The sequence below is a fragment of the Flavobacterium daemonense genome (assembly GCF_007341385.1).
In the GTDB taxonomy this organism is placed as follows: domain Bacteria; phylum Bacteroidota; class Bacteroidia; order Flavobacteriales; family Flavobacteriaceae; genus Flavobacterium; species Flavobacterium daemonense.
Genome location: NZ_VJYD01000008.1, coordinates 85,636 through 102,855 on the forward strand (window position 1 = coordinate 85,636; position 17,220 = coordinate 102,855).

The 17,220-nt window shown below is 30.3% G+C and carries 15 protein-coding genes; 14 read left to right on the forward strand and 1 reads right to left on the reverse strand.

From position 1 onward, the window contains the following. Positions 1–10: 10 nt before the first annotated feature. The 12 genes from FND99_RS11965 (at position 11) to FND99_RS12020 (ending at position 13,694) form a co-directional block, all read left to right on the forward strand. Positions 11–1,369 carry a lipopolysaccharide biosynthesis protein gene (locus FND99_RS11965; protein WP_144338197.1) on the forward strand — a complete coding sequence of 453 codons (1,359 nt, stop codon included), beginning with the start codon at positions 11–13 and terminating at the stop codon, positions 1,367–1,369. Continuing rightward, on the forward strand, positions 1,357–2,004 hold the full coding sequence (locus tag FND99_RS11970) for a CatB-related O-acetyltransferase (RefSeq protein ID WP_144338198.1): 648 nt from the start codon (positions 1,357–1,359) through the stop codon (positions 2,002–2,004). The genes FND99_RS11965 and FND99_RS11970 overlap by 13 nt, the downstream gene beginning before the upstream one ends. Positions 2,005–2,054: 50 nt before the next feature. Continuing rightward, on the forward strand, positions 2,055–3,326 hold the full coding sequence (locus FND99_RS11975; RefSeq protein ID WP_144338199.1) for an O-antigen ligase family protein: 1,272 nt from the start codon (positions 2,055–2,057) through the stop codon (positions 3,324–3,326). Continuing rightward, positions 3,286–4,020, forward strand: coding sequence for a glycosyltransferase family 2 protein (locus FND99_RS11980; RefSeq protein WP_144338200.1), 735 nt, complete (start codon positions 3,286–3,288; stop codon positions 4,018–4,020). Before FND99_RS11975 ends, FND99_RS11980 begins: the two co-directional genes overlap by 41 nt. Then, positions 4,017–4,919, forward strand: a complete 903-nt coding sequence (locus tag FND99_RS11985; RefSeq protein ID WP_144338201.1) for a glycosyltransferase — start codon at positions 4,017–4,019, stop codon at positions 4,917–4,919. The genes FND99_RS11980 and FND99_RS11985 overlap by 4 nt, the downstream gene beginning before the upstream one ends. 128 nt (positions 4,920–5,047) lie before the next feature. Beyond that, positions 5,048–6,079 carry a hypothetical protein gene (locus tag FND99_RS11990; RefSeq protein WP_144338202.1) on the forward strand — a complete coding sequence of 344 codons (1,032 nt, stop codon included), beginning with the start codon at positions 5,048–5,050 and terminating at the stop codon, positions 6,077–6,079. Next, on the forward strand, positions 6,072–6,977 hold the full coding sequence (locus tag FND99_RS11995; protein WP_144338203.1) for a glycosyltransferase family protein: 906 nt from the start codon (positions 6,072–6,074) through the stop codon (positions 6,975–6,977). Before FND99_RS11990 ends, FND99_RS11995 begins: the two co-directional genes overlap by 8 nt. Further along, complete coding sequence (locus FND99_RS12000) at positions 6,974–8,134, forward strand: glycosyltransferase (RefSeq protein ID WP_144338204.1); 1,161 nt, start codon at positions 6,974–6,976, stop codon at positions 8,132–8,134. The genes FND99_RS11995 and FND99_RS12000 overlap by 4 nt, the downstream gene beginning before the upstream one ends. 60 nt (positions 8,135–8,194) lie before the next feature. Further along, positions 8,195–8,962, forward strand: coding sequence for a WecB/TagA/CpsF family glycosyltransferase (locus FND99_RS12005; RefSeq protein ID WP_246074210.1), 768 nt, complete (start codon positions 8,195–8,197; stop codon positions 8,960–8,962). Further along, positions 8,959–10,377, forward strand: coding sequence for an undecaprenyl-phosphate glucose phosphotransferase (locus FND99_RS12010; RefSeq protein WP_144338205.1), 1,419 nt, complete (start codon positions 8,959–8,961; stop codon positions 10,375–10,377). Before FND99_RS12005 ends, FND99_RS12010 begins: the two co-directional genes overlap by 4 nt. Positions 10,378–10,503: 126 nt before the next feature. After that, entirely contained in the window at positions 10,504–11,295 is a 792-nt protein-coding gene (locus tag FND99_RS12015) for a polysaccharide biosynthesis/export family protein (protein ID WP_144338206.1), read from the forward strand. A 14-nt stretch (positions 11,296–11,309) separates the two neighbouring features. Beyond that, positions 11,310–13,694, forward strand: coding sequence for a GumC family protein (locus tag FND99_RS12020; RefSeq protein ID WP_144338207.1), 2,385 nt, complete (start codon positions 11,310–11,312; stop codon positions 13,692–13,694). A 71-nt stretch (positions 13,695–13,765) separates the two neighbouring features. Here the strand turns inward: FND99_RS12020 and FND99_RS12025 are convergent, their stop codons facing one another. Beyond that, entirely contained in the window at positions 13,766–14,509 is a 744-nt protein-coding gene (locus tag FND99_RS12025; protein WP_144338208.1) for a tyrosine-protein phosphatase, read from the reverse strand. Positions 14,510–14,648: 139 nt separating this feature from the next. Here FND99_RS12025 and FND99_RS12030 point away from each other — a divergent pair, with 139 nt between their 5' ends. Then, positions 14,649–15,839: a DUF5009 domain-containing protein gene (locus FND99_RS12030; protein ID WP_144338209.1), complete on the forward strand. Its 1,191-nt coding sequence runs from the start codon at positions 14,649–14,651 to the stop codon at positions 15,837–15,839. Between the two features lie 195 nt (positions 15,840–16,034). Then, the gene (locus tag FND99_RS12035; protein ID WP_246074211.1) at positions 16,035–17,219 is read left to right on the forward strand and encodes a BamA/TamA family outer membrane protein; all 1,185 of its coding nucleotides are present in this window, start codon (positions 16,035–16,037) and stop codon (positions 17,217–17,219) included. Position 17,220 lies beyond the last annotated feature (1 nt).

The window sequence follows — 17,220 nt, forward strand, 5'->3', positions numbered from 1 at the left end:
TATTTTATAAATGTTTAAAAAAATACAATTGAAGTTTAATTCTTTTTTTTCTGAAGGGCATAGTAGAACACTTTTAGCAAAAAAAAATATTGCAGCTTCGTTTTTAATAAAAGCCGGAAGTATTTTTGTAGGACTATTACTGATTCCTATGACGATAAACTATATTAATCCAACACAATATGGCATTTGGTTAACTTTGAGTTCCTTAATTAGTTGGTTTAGTTTTTTTGATATAGGTTTGGGTAATGGATTAAAAAATAAATTGGCTGAGGCAAAAGCCTTGAATCAAATCAAAAAAAGTCAGATTTATATTAGTACCACTTACGCATTATTAACTTTAATTTCTGCATTTATATTTTTACTTTTTTTCTGTATAAACCCATTTTTGGATTGGAAATTTATTTTAAATATATCGCACGATGATCAATCATTAGAAAAGGTTGTTCTTATTATTGTTGGCTTTTTTTGTGTTTCTTTTGTAATACAATTAATTAACACAATATTGATTGCGAATCATAAATCCGCTAAATCATCTCTGATTAGTTTAATTGGATCATTTCTTAGTTTACTTATTATTTTTGTGTTATCTAAATATACAAAAGCAACCCTAATTAAATTGGTTATGGTTTTGTTAGGAATACCACTTTTGGTACAGGTTGTATTTACAATCTGGTTATTTAAGACAAGTCTTTCTGATTTGGCTCCTACCTATAACCAAATTGATTTAAAATATACGAAAGAACTTTTAAGTATTGGAGGTGTTTTTTTTATCATTCAGATTGGTGCCGTAGTACTGTTTCAAACAGACAACATTGTCATTACGCAATTATTTGGACCTAAAGAAGTGACGGTTTTTAATATCGCATACAAGCTTTTTTCTGTTATTATAATGATTTTTACAATAATTATTACCCCTTTTTGGAGTTCATTCACTGATGCATATGCACAAAACGATTTGAAGTGGATAAATGAAATAATTTTAAAAATGCAAAAATACTGGTTATTGTTGGTAGTTCTGACTGTATTCTTACTAATCATATCTCCAGTTGTTTTTAGATTATGGCTAGGAGAGAAAGTTGAAATACCTTTAAGATTGTCTATAGCTATGACATTTTATGTACTTGCATATACTTGGCAGACAATTCATGTTTTTTTGCTAAATGGAATAGGCAAAATTAGATTACAACTTTACTTAGTTGTTATCAGCGCGGTCATGAATATACCTATTGCTGTTTATTTAGGAAAAAAAATAGGATTAGCTGGGATCACTTTCTCTAATGCAATACTGTTTCTGATTATGGGTGTTGTTTTTTCTATCCAATGTAAAAAAATATTAAATAATACTGCGACAGGAATATGGGGAAAATAAATTTAACATATATTTTTAAAAATATTTATAAACTTATAAAAGTAGTTTTAACTAGGAAAGAGGTCAATTGGGATTGTTTGTCACTAAAAATTTTCGATTCAGAAATTAGTAAGGAAGCTAAAATTTATAGCCCTTGCTCTATCAATAAAATATCAGTCGGCAGAGGCACATACATTAGTATGAATTCGAGTATTTCATATACAAAAATTGGTAAATTTTGTTCAATAGGACCAAATTTAATTTGTGGTTGGGGAATTCATCCTCTGCAAGGGATTTCAACATCACCAGTTTTCTATTCATCTCAAAAGCAAGCTGAATTTTCTTTTTCTAGTAAAACTAAAATTGATGAACGAAAAGAGATAATAATTGGAAATGATGTTTTTATTGGAGCAAATGTTACAATATTAGACGGCGTGACAATTGGTAACGGAGCAGTAATAGGTGCGGGTGCTGTTGTTAATAAAGATATTCCTCCATATGCCATTGCAGTTGGTTGTCCGATTCAAGTAATTAAATTTCGTTTCCCAAAGGAAACAATAGAAAAATTGATGGTTACTAAGTGGTGGGATTATAATGACGAGAAATTAAAAGAAGTAGAAAAAAAAATTTTTGAAGTAGAAAAGTTTATACGTTAGTATATTATCCTTTATTTAAAAACGGAGTTTAGATCTATTGAACTATATCAATGAAATTTTTGTTTAAAAGAAAAAACATCAATTATTTGTATGTTTTTTTAATAATTGGCTACTCAACAATTCCTTTATTAAGAAATGTTTTTATTGGATATATTTGTTTTTTTTTAGCTGTCTTTCACGTTGGGGAATTAATAAAATACAGACAAATTTTATTTTTAATTTTTTCCCTCTTTTTATTAGAAATCTATCATTTATTCTATTTTGCACCTGATTATGATATATCTGTTGTTAGGACTGTTTTGTTTTCATTTATCATTGGTTTTGGTTTTGCTAATCAATGTAGATTTTCATTTTTAATTATATACATAAAAATTATTCACTTTTTCTCAATCGTGAGTTTGGTTATATTTACAATGTTGATAATTTCCGAATCACTAGTGAAAAAGATAGAGTCTTTTTTTGACCCTGCCTTCAAACTTCAATATTTAGTTTATGACAGTGACATAACACAAGTAAATCCTATCTTTTATAATTTTGATTATAATTTTTACAATGTTCGTAATAATGGACCTTTTTGGGAACCAACAATATTTGCTGCCCTACTCATTCTCTCAATCATTTTTAATATTATCATCTTTAAGGACACCAAAAATAAATATCTCATCGTTAGTTTAATTACTTTAATAACGACGTTTTCATCTACTGGGTACATTGCTGCTGTTGTTTTAATGATTATGATATTATTGTTTTCGGATAAGATAAAACTTCATTCTAAAATATTATTAATTACAATTTTTCTCGGAATATTTTTTACGATATACAATAATACATCATTCCTAGAGAAGAAAATAACATCAGAGTATTCTGATAGAAATGAAACTATTTTTGATAAAGGAGGAGATTCAAGAATAGCCAGTATGATTCTTGATTGGAAGGAAATTACAGAAAAACCAGAGTATTTTGTTTTTGGTAAAGGAACAGATAAAAGAACTCGAATTGGAACCAGAGATAAAAATGTATTAAGAAACAATGGTTTTACCGCTTTGTTAGTACAAAGAGGAATTTTCTTTTTGCTTTTTTATTTGTTTGGGATTTACTACACATTTTATGTGTTATGTAAATTAAATGGAAGAAACACGATGATGGCTTTAGCTTTTTTGCTGTCAATTTTGATTTTAAGTTTTAGTGAAATTCTTTTTGACCTAGTTGTCTTTCATGTGATTGTATTTTTAGGTTTTGTTTTAAGATATAATTTAATCAACAAGAAAAAAATAATTACCAATGCCAATAGTATCAATAATTACTTGTACTTGGAACAGTGAGAAATATTTAGAAGAATGTCTTGAGTCTATTCGAAAGCAAACATTTCATGACTATGAAATAATAATAGTTGATGGTGGTTCAACAGATAAAACTTTGGAAATTGTAAAAAAATATAATATTAAAAAGGTCTTTACTGATATAAAAGGAGGTGTTAGTAGGGCCATGAATCACGGAATAGAGCATGCATCGGGTGAAATAATATCAATTTTACATTCAGATGATTTTTATTATTCTAGCTCTACTTTAGAATTAGTAGTTTCAAAATTCATGCAATTAAATTGTAAATGGCTTTATGGAAATTTAGTTCGAAAAAAAGAACGTCAATTATCTTTTCAAAACAACGCTCTTTATTCTAAGGATATTTTTGAATATACTTTTAATATTCCTCATCCGACTGTTTTTGTAAAAAAATCTGTTTATGACGAAATAGGAATGTTTGATGAAACTTATAAATATGCCATGGATTATGATTTGCTACTAAGAATTTCGGACAAGTACATCCCATGTCAAATAGAGCAGTATTTAGTAGTTTTTAGAGAACATGAAGCTAGTTTGTCTACTTCTAATTGGTCAAATGCACAAAAGGAATCACTAATGATCCAACAAAAACATGCTAAAAGCTTTGTAGTAAAAGGTAAAGGGATTTTTCGTTTTATCAAAACTCGATTATCTAGACTAAAAACTTTTAAATGATTTCAATACTTATTTGTACATATAAAAGACCTGCATTATTAAAAACATGTATTGAATCAATTCTAAATCAAAATGCAAACTATGATTTTGAAATTATTGTTATTGATAATGACCCTGAAGAAACTGCAATAAAAATCATTGAAAAATATAATGGCAGGATTAAATATTTTCTTCAACCATTAAGAGGATTATCGCATGCTAGGAATATGGCTATCTCAAAAGCTAGTGGAGAAATTATTGTTTTCATCGATGATGATGAATATGCCGACAAAAATTGGCTATCAAATATGATTTACTGTCATAAAAAATATCAAGCAGATGTTGTTTTAGGGAAAGTGGAATACGAAATTCCGTCAACATTCCCTTTATATATAAGGCAAAGTTCCTATTTTAAGCGAAAAAGTAGAATTACTGGAGAGAAAGCCACTTTTAATGATGGATATACTGGAAATACTTTGGTAAAAAGAGAATTATTTAATCTAAGAACTCCAGCTTTTCTTTTAAAATTTAATCATACAGGAGGAGAGGATTCCGAGTTTTTTAATTATTTATTGTCTAAGGGTGCAAATATTGTATTTTCAAATGATGCGATTATTTACGAGACGCAAGATCAACAAAGGTTGAAAATAACTTGGTTTTATAAAAGAGGTTACCGTTCGGGTTCCACCTATGCTGGTAATCTTTTTCAGAACAATAATGCAATAATAGCGAGCATAAAATTGGTCTATAGCATAATTGGGGGCTTAATTTTTAGTTTTATATTAGTACTAGGGACACTAATAATGCCATATAAGTATTTTATTAAAATGGTTGTTAAATTAGCTAATCAATTTGGAAAACTTGGTTATGTGGTAGGTTTACAAATTGAGAGTTATCATTATAACGAGATAAAGAACTAATTTCAATATTTTTTTACAAAAATTTAGCTTAATAAACAGTTCTCGAAGATAAATAATCAGTCAATTTGAAGCTTTGTCTTATTTATTTTTCGTCCATAATTTATACCCGAAATAATTAAAAGAACTCTATGAATATTCTAGCCACATGGATATGTATTGATTCGAAAGACAATGCATCATATTTTCCTTCCTCGAAAGGAATGTCATCCGATGCAAAAATTCAATCTATATACTGGAAATGTATAGCATGTAGTATGTATACTGCACGCTATTTTAATCCTGAGTTGCGTCTTATTGTATTTTCAAATACTGATATTTTACCCACAATAAATGGAATTAATTACACAGAATTATTTAAAAAGTTGAATATTGAGTTTCATAACGCTCCTTTTGATTTTCAAACGCCGAAGGGATATTATAAAGATTGGAGAAATCAATTTTATGAATTTTCGATTTTTGAATTTATTTCGAATTCAAGTTTTTTCAATGATAATGATAAGTTTTGTTTAATTGATTCTGATTGTATAATAACACGTTCTTTGAATAATATGTTTGATGAATTAAACTCAAAAGAATTTATTCACTATAAGTTAGATTATCCGGAGTCACATTTAATTAATGGTATTTCGAGAAATGATATGAAATATATTTTTGAAAATATTGAAAACATGACAATTAATAAAACACCAGATTATTACGCAGGGGAGTTTTTTGCAACTAATATTTTTGGGGTTAAAAAAGTATGCACTGAATTTAATTCCTTGTGGCCAAAATTAATTTCTTTTCACCTTAAAAATGAATTAGTTCTTAACGAGGAAGCTCATGTACTTAGTTATATTTATTTCAAACTAAAAGAAGAAAATAACATTGCTAATAATTATATAAAAAGAATTTGGACAGATCCAACAACCTATAGGAATGTTAATTATAATGATCAATATTTCGCTATTTGGCATTTGCCAGCAGAAAAAAGACATGGCTTTAAAAAGTTATTCAATTATCTGTCCCAAAATTCTTTTTCAGTTAGTAAAAATGATTCTATGCAATTTGTAGATAAATTAAAATTAATATTCACAATTCCCAAATTGAGTCTAAAGCTAAAGGCATATTACGTTATGAAAAAACAGTTAAAGGAAATAACAAAAAGAGCAAATGTGTAAATTATCACCGATAGCTCTTTTTTGTTACAAGCGTTTAGATACCTTAATAAAAACAGTCGAAGCACTCCAAAAAAATAATCTAGCTGCAGAATCTGAATTGTATGTTTTTTTAGATGCCGCAAAAAATGAAGAAGAAAAATATGCCGTTAATGACGTAAGGAATTATATTAAAACTATTGAGGGGTTTAAAAAGATTATAATTTCTGAATCAGAATTTAATAGGGGATTGGCAACTTCCATAATTGAAGGTGTTAACCAGATATTAAAAAATAATGAAACCGTTATTGTTCTGGAGGATGATTTGGTGAGCTCCCCTAATTTTTTGGATTTTATGAATCAGGCATTAAATTTTTATAAGGAAGCTGAGAAAGTATTTTCAATAACAGGATTTAGCATACCAATTAATTGCGGAAAAAGCTCTTTGGATGTTTATTTTACAACTCGTTCATCAAGTTGGGGTTGGGCAACATGGAAAAATCGTTGGCAAAACATTGATTGGGAAATTGCCGATTATCATGAATTTAATAACAATCGTAAATCAAGACGAGACTTTAATAAAATGGGTTCTGATATGTCTACGATGTTAGATCGTCAAATGCAAGGAAAAATAAATTCTTGGGCTATTAGATGGTGTTATCATCAATTTAAAAATAATTTATTTTCGATTCATCCTTTTGTTTCAAAAATTGATAATATAGGTTTTGATTCTGCTGATGCTTGCAATACAAAAGAAAAATTTAATAGGTATGAAACTTTATTAGACAAAAGTAATACGACTGAATTTCGATTTAGTTATGATTTTTGTTTAGAACCTGTAATAATTAAACAATTCACAAGACCTTTCTCAATTAGCTCGAGATTACAATATAAAATTATCAATTCATTTTTTAAAAATTGAAAATCCTTCTCGTTCATTCTCATTATCAACTCAAAGGCGGAGAAGATGCCGTATTGGAACAGGAACTAGAATTATTAAAACAAAACCACGTCGTTGAAGTTTTGAGGTTTCAAAACCAGGATGGTTGGAAGGGAGCCTTTCAATTTCTGTTTTCAATTTGGAATATTGACTCTGCTAGTATAATAAAAAAAAAAATTAGGGAATTTAATCCTGATGTTGTGCATGTTCACAATTGGCATTTTGCTATAGGGCCATTAGTATTTCGGGAAGTTAAGAAGTTAGGTGTCCCGGTTTTTCATACGATTCATAATTATCGTTTGTTGTGTCCTTCAGGAATTCTTTTATATAAAGGTAAATTATTTACAGAGAGTTTGCATCAAAGTTTTCCTTGGAAAGCTATTCGATATAAAGTATATCGTTCTTCTATTTTGCTAACATTTTGGCTATCGTTTGTGGTTTGGTTTCATAAAAAAATTGGCACTTGGAAAAAAATCGATTCCTATGTATGCCTAACATCATTTGCGATCAATCTTTTTGAACAATCTAATTTTGGAGTTCGAAAAGAACGATTTATAATCAAACCCAATTTTACTGACAAGTGTAAAGAATTGATGCTTAATGAGAGAGAGAATTATTTTTTGTTCATAGGTCGGTTGTCTGAAGAAAAAGGGATTAAGAATTTATTAGAAGCTTTTAAGGAATTGCCTTTCGAACTAAAAATTGCAGGGAACGGACCTGCTAAGCAATTGGTTTTAGATACTGCAGAAGAACATGCGAATATATGCTATCTAGGTAAATTAACTAACGAACAAGTCTCGAAAGAACTGCAAAAGACACAAGCTCTGATTTTTCCATCTGTTTGGTATGAAGGTATGCCCATGACGATATTGGAGGCATTTTCAGCATCTACACCCGTTTTGTCTTCAAATTTAGGAGCAATGACTTCTCTGATTTCGGACGGTTCAAACGGATTTTTATTTGATCCGGATTGTACAAAAGATTTAAAAGCAATAGTTGCGAAATTTAATAGGCTTTCAGTTTTAGAAAAAAAACAAATGGGAATAAATGCTTTTCAAACTTATCAGTTAAATTATAGACCTGAATTGCAATTACCCTATTTCGATTTCATTTACAATCAGGCTATAAAAAGAAATTAAAAATTAAGTTCTTTATTTTAATGAGTTACAAAGAAAGCGCATTAATTAAAAGCTTTCCAAATGCATAATATGATGACTCAATCGACATCCATTGTACCTTTATTGGATTACTCTATACACAGTGGAGGATTATCACAATGTGTGACTGAAGGGAAAACCTTAATCAGTACTATAAATCAATATTCCTACTGTATTGCAGAAGAGGATGCCGATTTTAAGAAAGCGCTACAGCAATCCGATATTTTATTGCCTGATGGTATAGGAATTGTCGCGGCAATAAAATTGGTTAAGAATAGAAATATTACAAAAATAGCCGGAGCGGATATTCATTGCTATCTTTTAAATGAGTTGAATAATAAAGGAGGTCGTTGTTTTTATTTAGGTTCTTCACAAAATACTTTAGACAAAATTTTTGAACGGTTGTCAAAGGAATTTCCTAATATTGTTGTTGATGGTTTTTCACCACCTTATAAAAAAGAATTTACGGATTCTGATAATCAACAGATGATAAATGCAATTAATAATTTTGAGCCAGAAGTGCTTTTTATCGGAATGACCGCGCCAAAACAAGAAAAATGGGCTTATTATCATAAACAGGTACTTGACGCAAAAGTAATTTGTTCAATTGGAGCTGTATTTGATTTTTATGCAGGAACAATTAAACGTCCTAACAGTTTTTGGATAAATTCAGGTTTAGAATGGTTTGCGAGACTGATGAAAGAACCTAAAAGAATGTGGAAACGATATTTGTATTATGGCCCCATATTTATTAAAATTATTATTAAAAAGAAAATTGTTAGTATGTTCAATAGAAATACTGTTTTATGAATATCCTTCAACAACTTTCTAAATACCGATTTTCGCGTTATTTCAAGTTTTTATTTGTCATTTGGGATTTAATTTTGCTGAATAGTGCAATTGTTTTTTCTGCAATTTTAAGATTCGGAACCATAGACAAACTTTTTTTAAAAGAGGTACAAACGATTTCTTTACTGAGTAATTTAGTATGGATAGCACTTTTGTTGTATAAAGATTCTTTTCGGATTGTTAGAGTTGAACCTATCGAATCAATTTTGAAAAGGACATTTAAAAAAGTTATCATTCATATAGCAATTACTGCTTTCTTTGTTTTATTTTTAAAATATAATGATATATCACGCCTAAGACTGGTTTATTTTTACTGTGTTTTCTTTGGCTTGCTTATGATTTCTCGATTATTATCGATGAAACTTCTAAAGTATATTAGGGCAAAAGGATATAATTTTAGAAGTTTTATAATTGTAGGAGCAAATGATACCGGTGAAAGAATGCGCAAGATCTTGGCGAAAGATTTGACTTATGGTTATCGTTTTTTAGGTTTTTTTGATGAAAAAGTAGATCCTTTTGCGTATATTTTGCATCCTATTTTGGGGAGATTTGACCAAATTGAAGATTTTATTATTAATGAAGATGTTGATGAAATGTATGTTGCTCTTCATATTGATAAAATCAATGTTATAAATAAATTAGTAAAAATTTGCGAGCAGCATATGGTGCGAATTAAGTTTATCCCAGACTTTCAATTGTACACAAAATCTAATAAAGTACAAGTGACTTTTTATGAGAATACACCAGTCCTAATGTTTCGAAGAGAACCTTTAGAGATTGCGTTTAATCGCTTTTTGAAAAAAGCTTTTGATGTTTGTTTTTCTTTTTTTGTACTTGTTTTTATTTTTCCGTGGTTGTTTCCAATCATTATGATTATTATAAAACTAGAATCTCCAGGTCCAGTTTTTTTTAAGCAAGAACGCTCAGGAAGAGACAATAGATCTTTTACTTGCTTGAAATTTAGAAGCATGAAGCTTAATGGAGCCGCTGATAGTAAACAAGCTGTAAAAGGAGATAGGCGTGTTACTAAATTTGGCGCTTTTATGCGAAAAACAAGCATAGATGAACTACCTCAGTTTTTTAATGTTTTTTTTGGAGATATGTCAGTTGTAGGACCAAGGCCACATATGGTAAATCATACTAAGCAGTACAGTGAGTTAATCAATAATTATTTGGTTCGCCAATATGCTAAACCGGGCATCACAGGATGGGCACAGGTAAATGGCTTTCGTGGCGAAACAAAGGAATTAGTTGATATGGAAAATAGAGTCGAATATGATATTTGGTATATTGAGAATTGGAGTTTGCTACTGGATGTCAAAATAATAATAAAAACGATTATTAATGTATTTAAAGGAGAAGAAAACGCCTTTTAAAATTAATTTACGACTCCTTAAAAAAAATCCTTAATATAAATTTGGTTCAGTATAGTTTGAAAGTGCAAAAATATTTTTTATCAAAGCATTTTTTAATTTTATATGTTCCAGTTAACCGTGCGCCGAATGAAATTGAATTTTTCTCTTTTTTTTAAAGCAATTTGTTTTTTAATGCTTTTGTTTTTATGTTTTTCCTGTGGTACAAAAAAAGATATAGTGTATTATCAAAATATCGATAATATGACTAATTTACAAAATAGTACTTCATACGAAATTAAAATTCAGCCAGATGATTTGCTAATGATAATAGTCTCTGCTGAAGATCCTGAAGTTGCAATTCCTTTTAATTTAGCGACGGTTGCGACTGCAAATTCTGGTAAGTTAGATATAGTTACAGGTCAGCAAACAATTCAGTCCTATCTGGTTAACAGTGAAGGAATGATAGATTTTCCGATCATTGGTAAATTGCATGTTGGCGGTTTGTCTCGGACAGAAGTACTGTCACTTCTGCGAAGTAAAATAAGCTCATATATTAAAAATCCAATAATTAATTTGCGTATAATGAATTTTAAAATTTCATTGCAAGGAGAAGTTAATTTACCTGGAACCTATCCGATAGCCTCAGAACGAGTGACTTTAATAGAAGCTTTAAGTATGGCAAAAGATTTAACTATTTACGGAAGAAGGGATAATATCTTGATAATAAGAGAAATTAATGGCATAAAATCATATAATAGAGTGGATATTACAAAATCTGACTTTATTAATTCCCCTTTTTATTATTTAGCACAAAATGATGTAGTTTATGTAGAGCCAAATCAAACTAAGGTAAACGCTTCTGCAGTTGGTCCAAACACGTCAGTTATTATATCTGCGATTTCTATTTTAGTATCGCTATCTGTACTTATCTTTAAATAAAAATGATAAAATAAATGCAAAATCACGATTTTTATAATGATATGTTCGCTGATGAAATCGAAGATGTTAATGTAAGAGAACAATTAGAAAAATATTTGGTTCATTGGCGTTGGTTTTTAGTGAGTGTGGTTGTTTTTTTGATCGGGGCATTTTTATATTTACGTTACACGACACCCAATTATGAAGCTACAACTTCTATTTTAGTTAAAGATGAGAAAAAAGGCGGAATGCTTTCTGAATTATCTGCTTTTGCCGATTTAGGTTTAGGGGGGACTATGAAAAACAATGTGGACAATGAAATTGAAATTTTAAAATCTAGAACATTAGTTGAAAGTACAATTAAAAAGTTGCATTTAAATGTTGATTTTTTTGTAAAAGGGAAAGTAGTAGATCGTGATATATATGCCGAAAAACCAATTACAGCTTATTTTTTAAATAAAACCATTTTGTTTGATAAGACAAAAGCAGTATTGAATTGCAGACTTTTAACCTCGAATACATTTTTACTTGAAAATGATGAAGAAGAAAAAGAAGAATTTATTTTGTCTTCTAAACGGGAATTCAAATTTGGAGAAAAAATAGCAACAAAAGTCGGTACTCTTGTTATACAAAAAACATCGTCGTACGCAAAAAATCATACCGGGAGATTTGAGTCTATACGTATTGTTATAAATCCATTAGACGATTTGACAGCAGGATTTAGAAATAGATTGAAAGTTGAGCCTATAAGTAAAACAAGCAGCGTTGTAAATGTCTCTATTTCTGACCCTGTTGCAAAAAAAGCGGAAGATTTTTTGGATAATATGATTCAGATTTACAATGAAGATGCCGCTGAGGATAAGAATTTCATTTCAGAAAATACGTCGAAGTTTATTGCAAGTCGATTGGCATTAATAGCTCAAGAATTAGATGGTGTCGAGCAAGATGTGGAAACATTCAAAAAAAGCAATAAACTGACGGATATTGAATCAGAAGCCAAACTTTTTATCGAAGGTTCAACGGAATATGATAAAAAAGGAGTAGAAACTGAAATTCAATTAAATGTTGTTTCTTCTCTTTTAGATTTTATAAAAAAAAGTACTAATTCAGATTTATTGCCAACTAACATGATTTCTGAGAAGGATGATGCTAGCGGATTAATTTCGTCTTACAATGAATTAGTTTTAGATCGCAACAGAATTTTGAAATCTGCTACAGAAGAAAACCCCTCAGTAGTAAAGTTGGATCAACAAATTTCATCATTAAAATCAAATGTTGCGGCTAGTCTGAGCCGTATGCAGGCTAATTTACGAATTCAGAATCGTGACATAAAAAATCAGGAAGGTATTTTAAATAGCAAAATTGGTAAGATTCCTGTACAGGAACGCCAGTTCAGAGTCATTGCGAGACAGCAAAAGGTTAAAGAGGAACTATATTTATATTTACTTCAAAAAAGAGAAGAAACGGCTATTTCGCTGTCGGCGACTGAGCCTAATGCTCGTGTGATTGATGTAGCCAAAGCGGATAAAAATCCAATTAGTCCTAAGAAAAGGATTATTTATTTAGCAGGATTACTGATAGGATTGCTTGTTCCATTTGGAGTTATTTATGGCAACAATCTGTTAGATACGAAGATCAAAAGTAAATTAGATTTGGAAGGAAAAACCCAAATCCCATTTATTGGTGATGTGCCTACTTCTGATGATATCACTGAATTAATAAAATCAGAAAGTAGATCAAGTTCTGCCGAAGCAATTCGCATTGTAAGAACAAACTTGGAATTCATGCTTGCGAAAGTGCCGGATGGAATTGCAAAAACTATTTTCGTAACATCAACTTTTCCCTCAGAAGGTAAAACTTTTATATCAGTGAATCTTGCGGCAACTTTTGCGCTATCGGGAAAAAAAGTTTTGTTAGTGGGAGCTGATATCAGGAATCCAAAATTTGGTGAATACATTAATGTGCCAAATAGTGGATTGACAAATTATTTGTCTTCATCAGATAAGGAGATCGACGATTACATTATCAAGCACGAAGGATATAGAAATTTCTTTATATTGCCATCAGGTATTATTCCGCCAAATCCGGCCGAATTATTGATGAGTAATAAAGTGGATCAGCTTTTTGAAGAGCTTAAAAAGGAATACGACTATATTATTGTAGATACGGCACCAGTTAGTTTGGTTACAGATACCTTATTGATTGCTAAAAATGCTGATACCTTCGTGTATGTTATGCGTGCAAATCTTTTGGAAAAACGTATGTTGAATATTGCAAACACTTTCTATAAAGAAAAAAAACTACCTAATATGTGTATTGTTCTTAATGATACCGATTCTACTAAAGGCTATGGGTATGGTTACGGCTATGGTGTACGGACAAATACAAAGCCATGGTATAAAAAGATACTCTCTAAATAAAAAAAAAATGCATAAAAAAACGGCTTAAGGAATTAAGCCGTTTTTTTATGCATTTTTTTTAAGCTATTAAATTAGAATTTAAAAAAATAATTGTTAGAAATAACTTCTTTTAAAGTTTTGATATTCTTATTGTCAATTTTCACTTTCTCACTGAATGACGCAATATGATTGTTATGGTGCACATCTGTTCCCACAAAATCATACATTCCTTTTTTTAGAAGTTCATCTGTAATTTTTGTTATCTCATTGCCGTAATATCCAACGCTTGCTAGCAAATTAAGTTGAAATAAACATCCGGCTTTTTTCAATTTACTATATTCACTAAAATTTTTATGGTAAAATAAATAGCGCTCAGGATGTGCTAAAACCGGAATGTACCCTGCAACTTGAAGATCAAAAAGAATTTTATACAATTGAATTGGTGCATTCATGTAAGACATTTCTACCAATACATAATTATCTTTTAATGTTAAAAGCTTTTCATTTTGAAAATGACTTTCGAACCAATCATCCATAAAATATTCGGCAGCGGCTCGGAACGGAATTTTATGGTTTTCTGCTTCCAATATAACTTTGGTTTCTTGATGTTTCGCGATAATCGATTCAGGAGAATTATTCCAAATATAATGGCTAATGTGTGGTGTCGTTATAAATTGAACAACTCCCATTTCTTCAAAAGATTTTACAAGTCTGGTTGTATCTTCTATAGTTTTTGCACCATCATCGATACCAGGCAATAAATGTGAATGGATATCAACATAATTTCCGGACAATAGATCCTTTAGATTTGGCTTTGATTTTAGGAATGATAACATATTGTAAAAATAAGTAAACTATGGTATATTTTTAAATGAAAATGGTAAACTTTTAACAATATAGGCTTTAAATGAAAATCTAAATTTTTATATATCAGGTATTATTTTATATTTGTTTCTGATAATAATTTAAAGTTTTATGAAAATAAAAGAAAATTTATACAATCAAAGGATTGTTTCTATAGATGCTTTGCGAGGAATTACCATTTTTGTAATGATTTTTGTAAATGAATTGGCAAGTATAAAAAATGTACCCCAATGGATGAAGCACATGCCTGCAGATGCAGATGCTATGACTTTTGTTGATGTGGTTTTTCCTGCCTTTTTATTTATTGTCGGAATGTCAATTCCTTTTGCATTCAACGCTCGATTAATAAAAGGCGATAGTCCTAAAACGATTTGGACACACACGCTTAAAAGAGCATTGGCCTTGATTATTATTGGAGTTTTTATGGTAAATGCCGAGTATGGCTATGATGCTTCAAAAATGTTGATTGCACCAGCTTTTTGGGGATTGTTAGCGTACTCAATGCCAATTCCAATTTGGAATAAATACTCAAAAGATTTTCCAATTTGGTTGAAATATATACTTCAATATGGTGGAATGCTGGTTTTGGCACTTTTGTATTTTCTTTACATTCAGGACACAGGAGAAAGAGGAATGACGCCAAAATGGTGGGGAATACTTGGTCTTATTGGCTGGGCGTATCTTTTTACAGTTGTTTATTATTGGCTAGTTTGTGGAAAATTATGGGCAATGATTGTTTTTTTAGTTTTTTGCGTTGCAATGAATTCATTAAACCTAGTAAGCGATTCTTTTGTCCATCAATCTTTTTGGCTTAGTTTTATTGCTGGGCATTTAACCCATGCTTCTCTTGTAAGTGCAGGTGTTGTGATTTCATTATTGTTTTTTGATAAAAAAATCACATCAAAAATCAATTGGCCAGTAATTGGTTTTGTGTTTCTGTTTTTTACTGCAGGCTATTTACTTAGACCTTATTTCGGAATTTCAAAAATTAAGGGAACTCCATCTTGGACAATGTTTTCTGCAACAATTTGTACAGTATTGTTTTATTTTCTGTATTGGCTCATAGAAATTAAAAAACAAACAAAATGGAGTGAATTTTTTATGCCCGCTGCAGCAAATCCATTACTGATTTATATTTTGCCAGGTGTTATCTATTATTTCTGCAAAGTTCTTAATTTTCATATTATTCCAGGATATTTTCGCGTTGGAGTTCCCGGAATTATTTGGTCTCTAGTTTTCTCGGCCATTATGCTGTTTGTAATGAAAATTTGCAATAAATATAAAATTCAACTTCATCTTTAAGAGGGGTAGAATTGTTTCAAGTTTCAGTTTAAAATCCGACGGTCCCGAAGCCTCGGGATAAAGTTTCAAACCCGACAGGTTTTAAAAACCTGTCGGGTTTACTTTATTAAGCTTTGTAGCAAAGCTTAAAACTTTTTTCAATATTGTCTTAATAAAATTCTAAATTTGTTAGGATACACTATTAAAACCTTTTTAATGAGTCGCTTAAAAATAAAATTTATCTTGTTTATAATTTTTATTTCGCCATTTTGTTATTCGCAAAATGACAGCACTTCTGTGGAAAGTCAAGATATTTTAGATGTTATTCAAAAAATATTTAAAAAGAATGATTCGATTCCAGATCGAAAAGACCGAAAACTAGCTTTTTCATTATTGCCAGTTCCCATTGGGGCAAACAATTCAAACGGACTTGTAATTTCTTTTTTGACAACATTCTATTTAGGTGAAGACTATGAAACCACAAATATGTCGCAGGTGTCTTTCTCTCCTTATTTTAGTTTCAGCAATCAGTATGTATTTCCAATCCAATCGTATATTTATACAAAAGACAATAAGTGGAATTTCATTGGCGATTATCGGTATTTGATTTATCCGCAACTTACTTATGGACTTGGCGATCATAATACGGAAAGCGAAATGTCAACTTTAGATTATAAACAATGGCGTTTTTACCAATTTATAACACGTAAAATAGTTGGCAATTATCGATTGGGTGTCGGTTTTCTCTACGATAATTACATGAATATTTCAGAAGAATCATATATCGATGGAGAAACTGACTATGTAAAATATATGAATGGAGATTTTTCAGATGAGACATCGCTAGGCTTCGCGTTTCAAGGGTTATATGATTCAAGAAAAAACATAGTAAATCCAGAAGAAGGAATGTATATCGAAGCCGATTTGAGAATAAATACAAGTGGCGTCAACGGAGACAAATGGCAATCGTTGTATTTTGATGCACGAAAATACCATTCTTTCAGTAAAACCAAACATCGCGTTTGGGCTTCAAGAGTGTTTTATTGGTCAACTTTTGGTGGAAAACCGCATTATCTTGATTTGCCGAGTATTGGTTGGGATCGTGATGGAAAAACAGGACGTGGTTTTACAAAAAACAGATACCGCAGTAACGCACTTATTTATTTTGAAAGCGAATACAGGACCGATATAACTCGAAATGGTTTTTTTGGAGCCGTTTTTTTTGCAAATGTTTCATCTGTTTCCAAGCTTGATACGTATCAATTCGATAAATGGCATCCGGCTGTTGGAACAGGAATCCGAATTAAATGGAACAAAAAAAACAACAGTAATCTGGCGCTGGATTACGGAATAAGTAAAAACGATTGGTCTTTGCGATTAGGTTTGACAGAAAATTTCTAAC

Bases quoted from the DNA above. Each gene is read 5' to 3' on its own strand.
- FND99_RS11965 (WP_144338197.1), top strand. From the start codon at position 11: ATGTTTAAAAAAATACAATTGAAGTTTAATTCTTTTTTTTCTGAAGGG.
- FND99_RS11970 (WP_144338198.1), top strand. From the start codon at position 1,357: ATGGGGAAAATAAATTTAACATATATTTTTAAAAATATTTATAAACTT.
- FND99_RS11975 (WP_144338199.1), top strand. From the start codon at position 2,055: ATGAAATTTTTGTTTAAAAGAAAAAACATCAATTATTTGTATGTTTTT.
- FND99_RS11980 (WP_144338200.1), top strand. From the start codon at position 3,286: ATGCCAATAGTATCAATAATTACTTGTACTTGGAACAGTGAGAAATAT.
- FND99_RS11985 (WP_144338201.1), top strand. From the start codon at position 4,017: ATGATTTCAATACTTATTTGTACATATAAAAGACCTGCATTATTAAAA.
- FND99_RS11990 (WP_144338202.1), top strand. From the start codon at position 5,048: ATGAATATTCTAGCCACATGGATATGTATTGATTCGAAAGACAATGCA.
- FND99_RS11995 (WP_144338203.1), top strand. From the start codon at position 6,072: ATGTGTAAATTATCACCGATAGCTCTTTTTTGTTACAAGCGTTTAGAT.
- FND99_RS12005 (WP_246074210.1), top strand. From the start codon at position 8,195: ATGCATAATATGATGACTCAATCGACATCCATTGTACCTTTATTGGAT.
- FND99_RS12010 (WP_144338205.1), top strand. From the start codon at position 8,959: ATGAATATCCTTCAACAACTTTCTAAATACCGATTTTCGCGTTATTTC.
- FND99_RS12015 (WP_144338206.1), top strand. From the start codon at position 10,504: ATGAAATTGAATTTTTCTCTTTTTTTTAAAGCAATTTGTTTTTTAATG.
- FND99_RS12020 (WP_144338207.1), top strand. From the start codon at position 11,310: ATGCAAAATCACGATTTTTATAATGATATGTTCGCTGATGAAATCGAA.
- FND99_RS12025 (WP_144338208.1), bottom strand. From the start codon at position 14,509: ATGTTATCATTCCTAAAATCAAAGCCAAATCTAAAGGATCTATTGTCC.
- FND99_RS12030 (WP_144338209.1), top strand. From the start codon at position 14,649: ATGAAAATAAAAGAAAATTTATACAATCAAAGGATTGTTTCTATAGAT.
- FND99_RS12035 (WP_246074211.1), top strand. From the start codon at position 16,035: ATGAGTCGCTTAAAAATAAAATTTATCTTGTTTATAATTTTTATTTCG.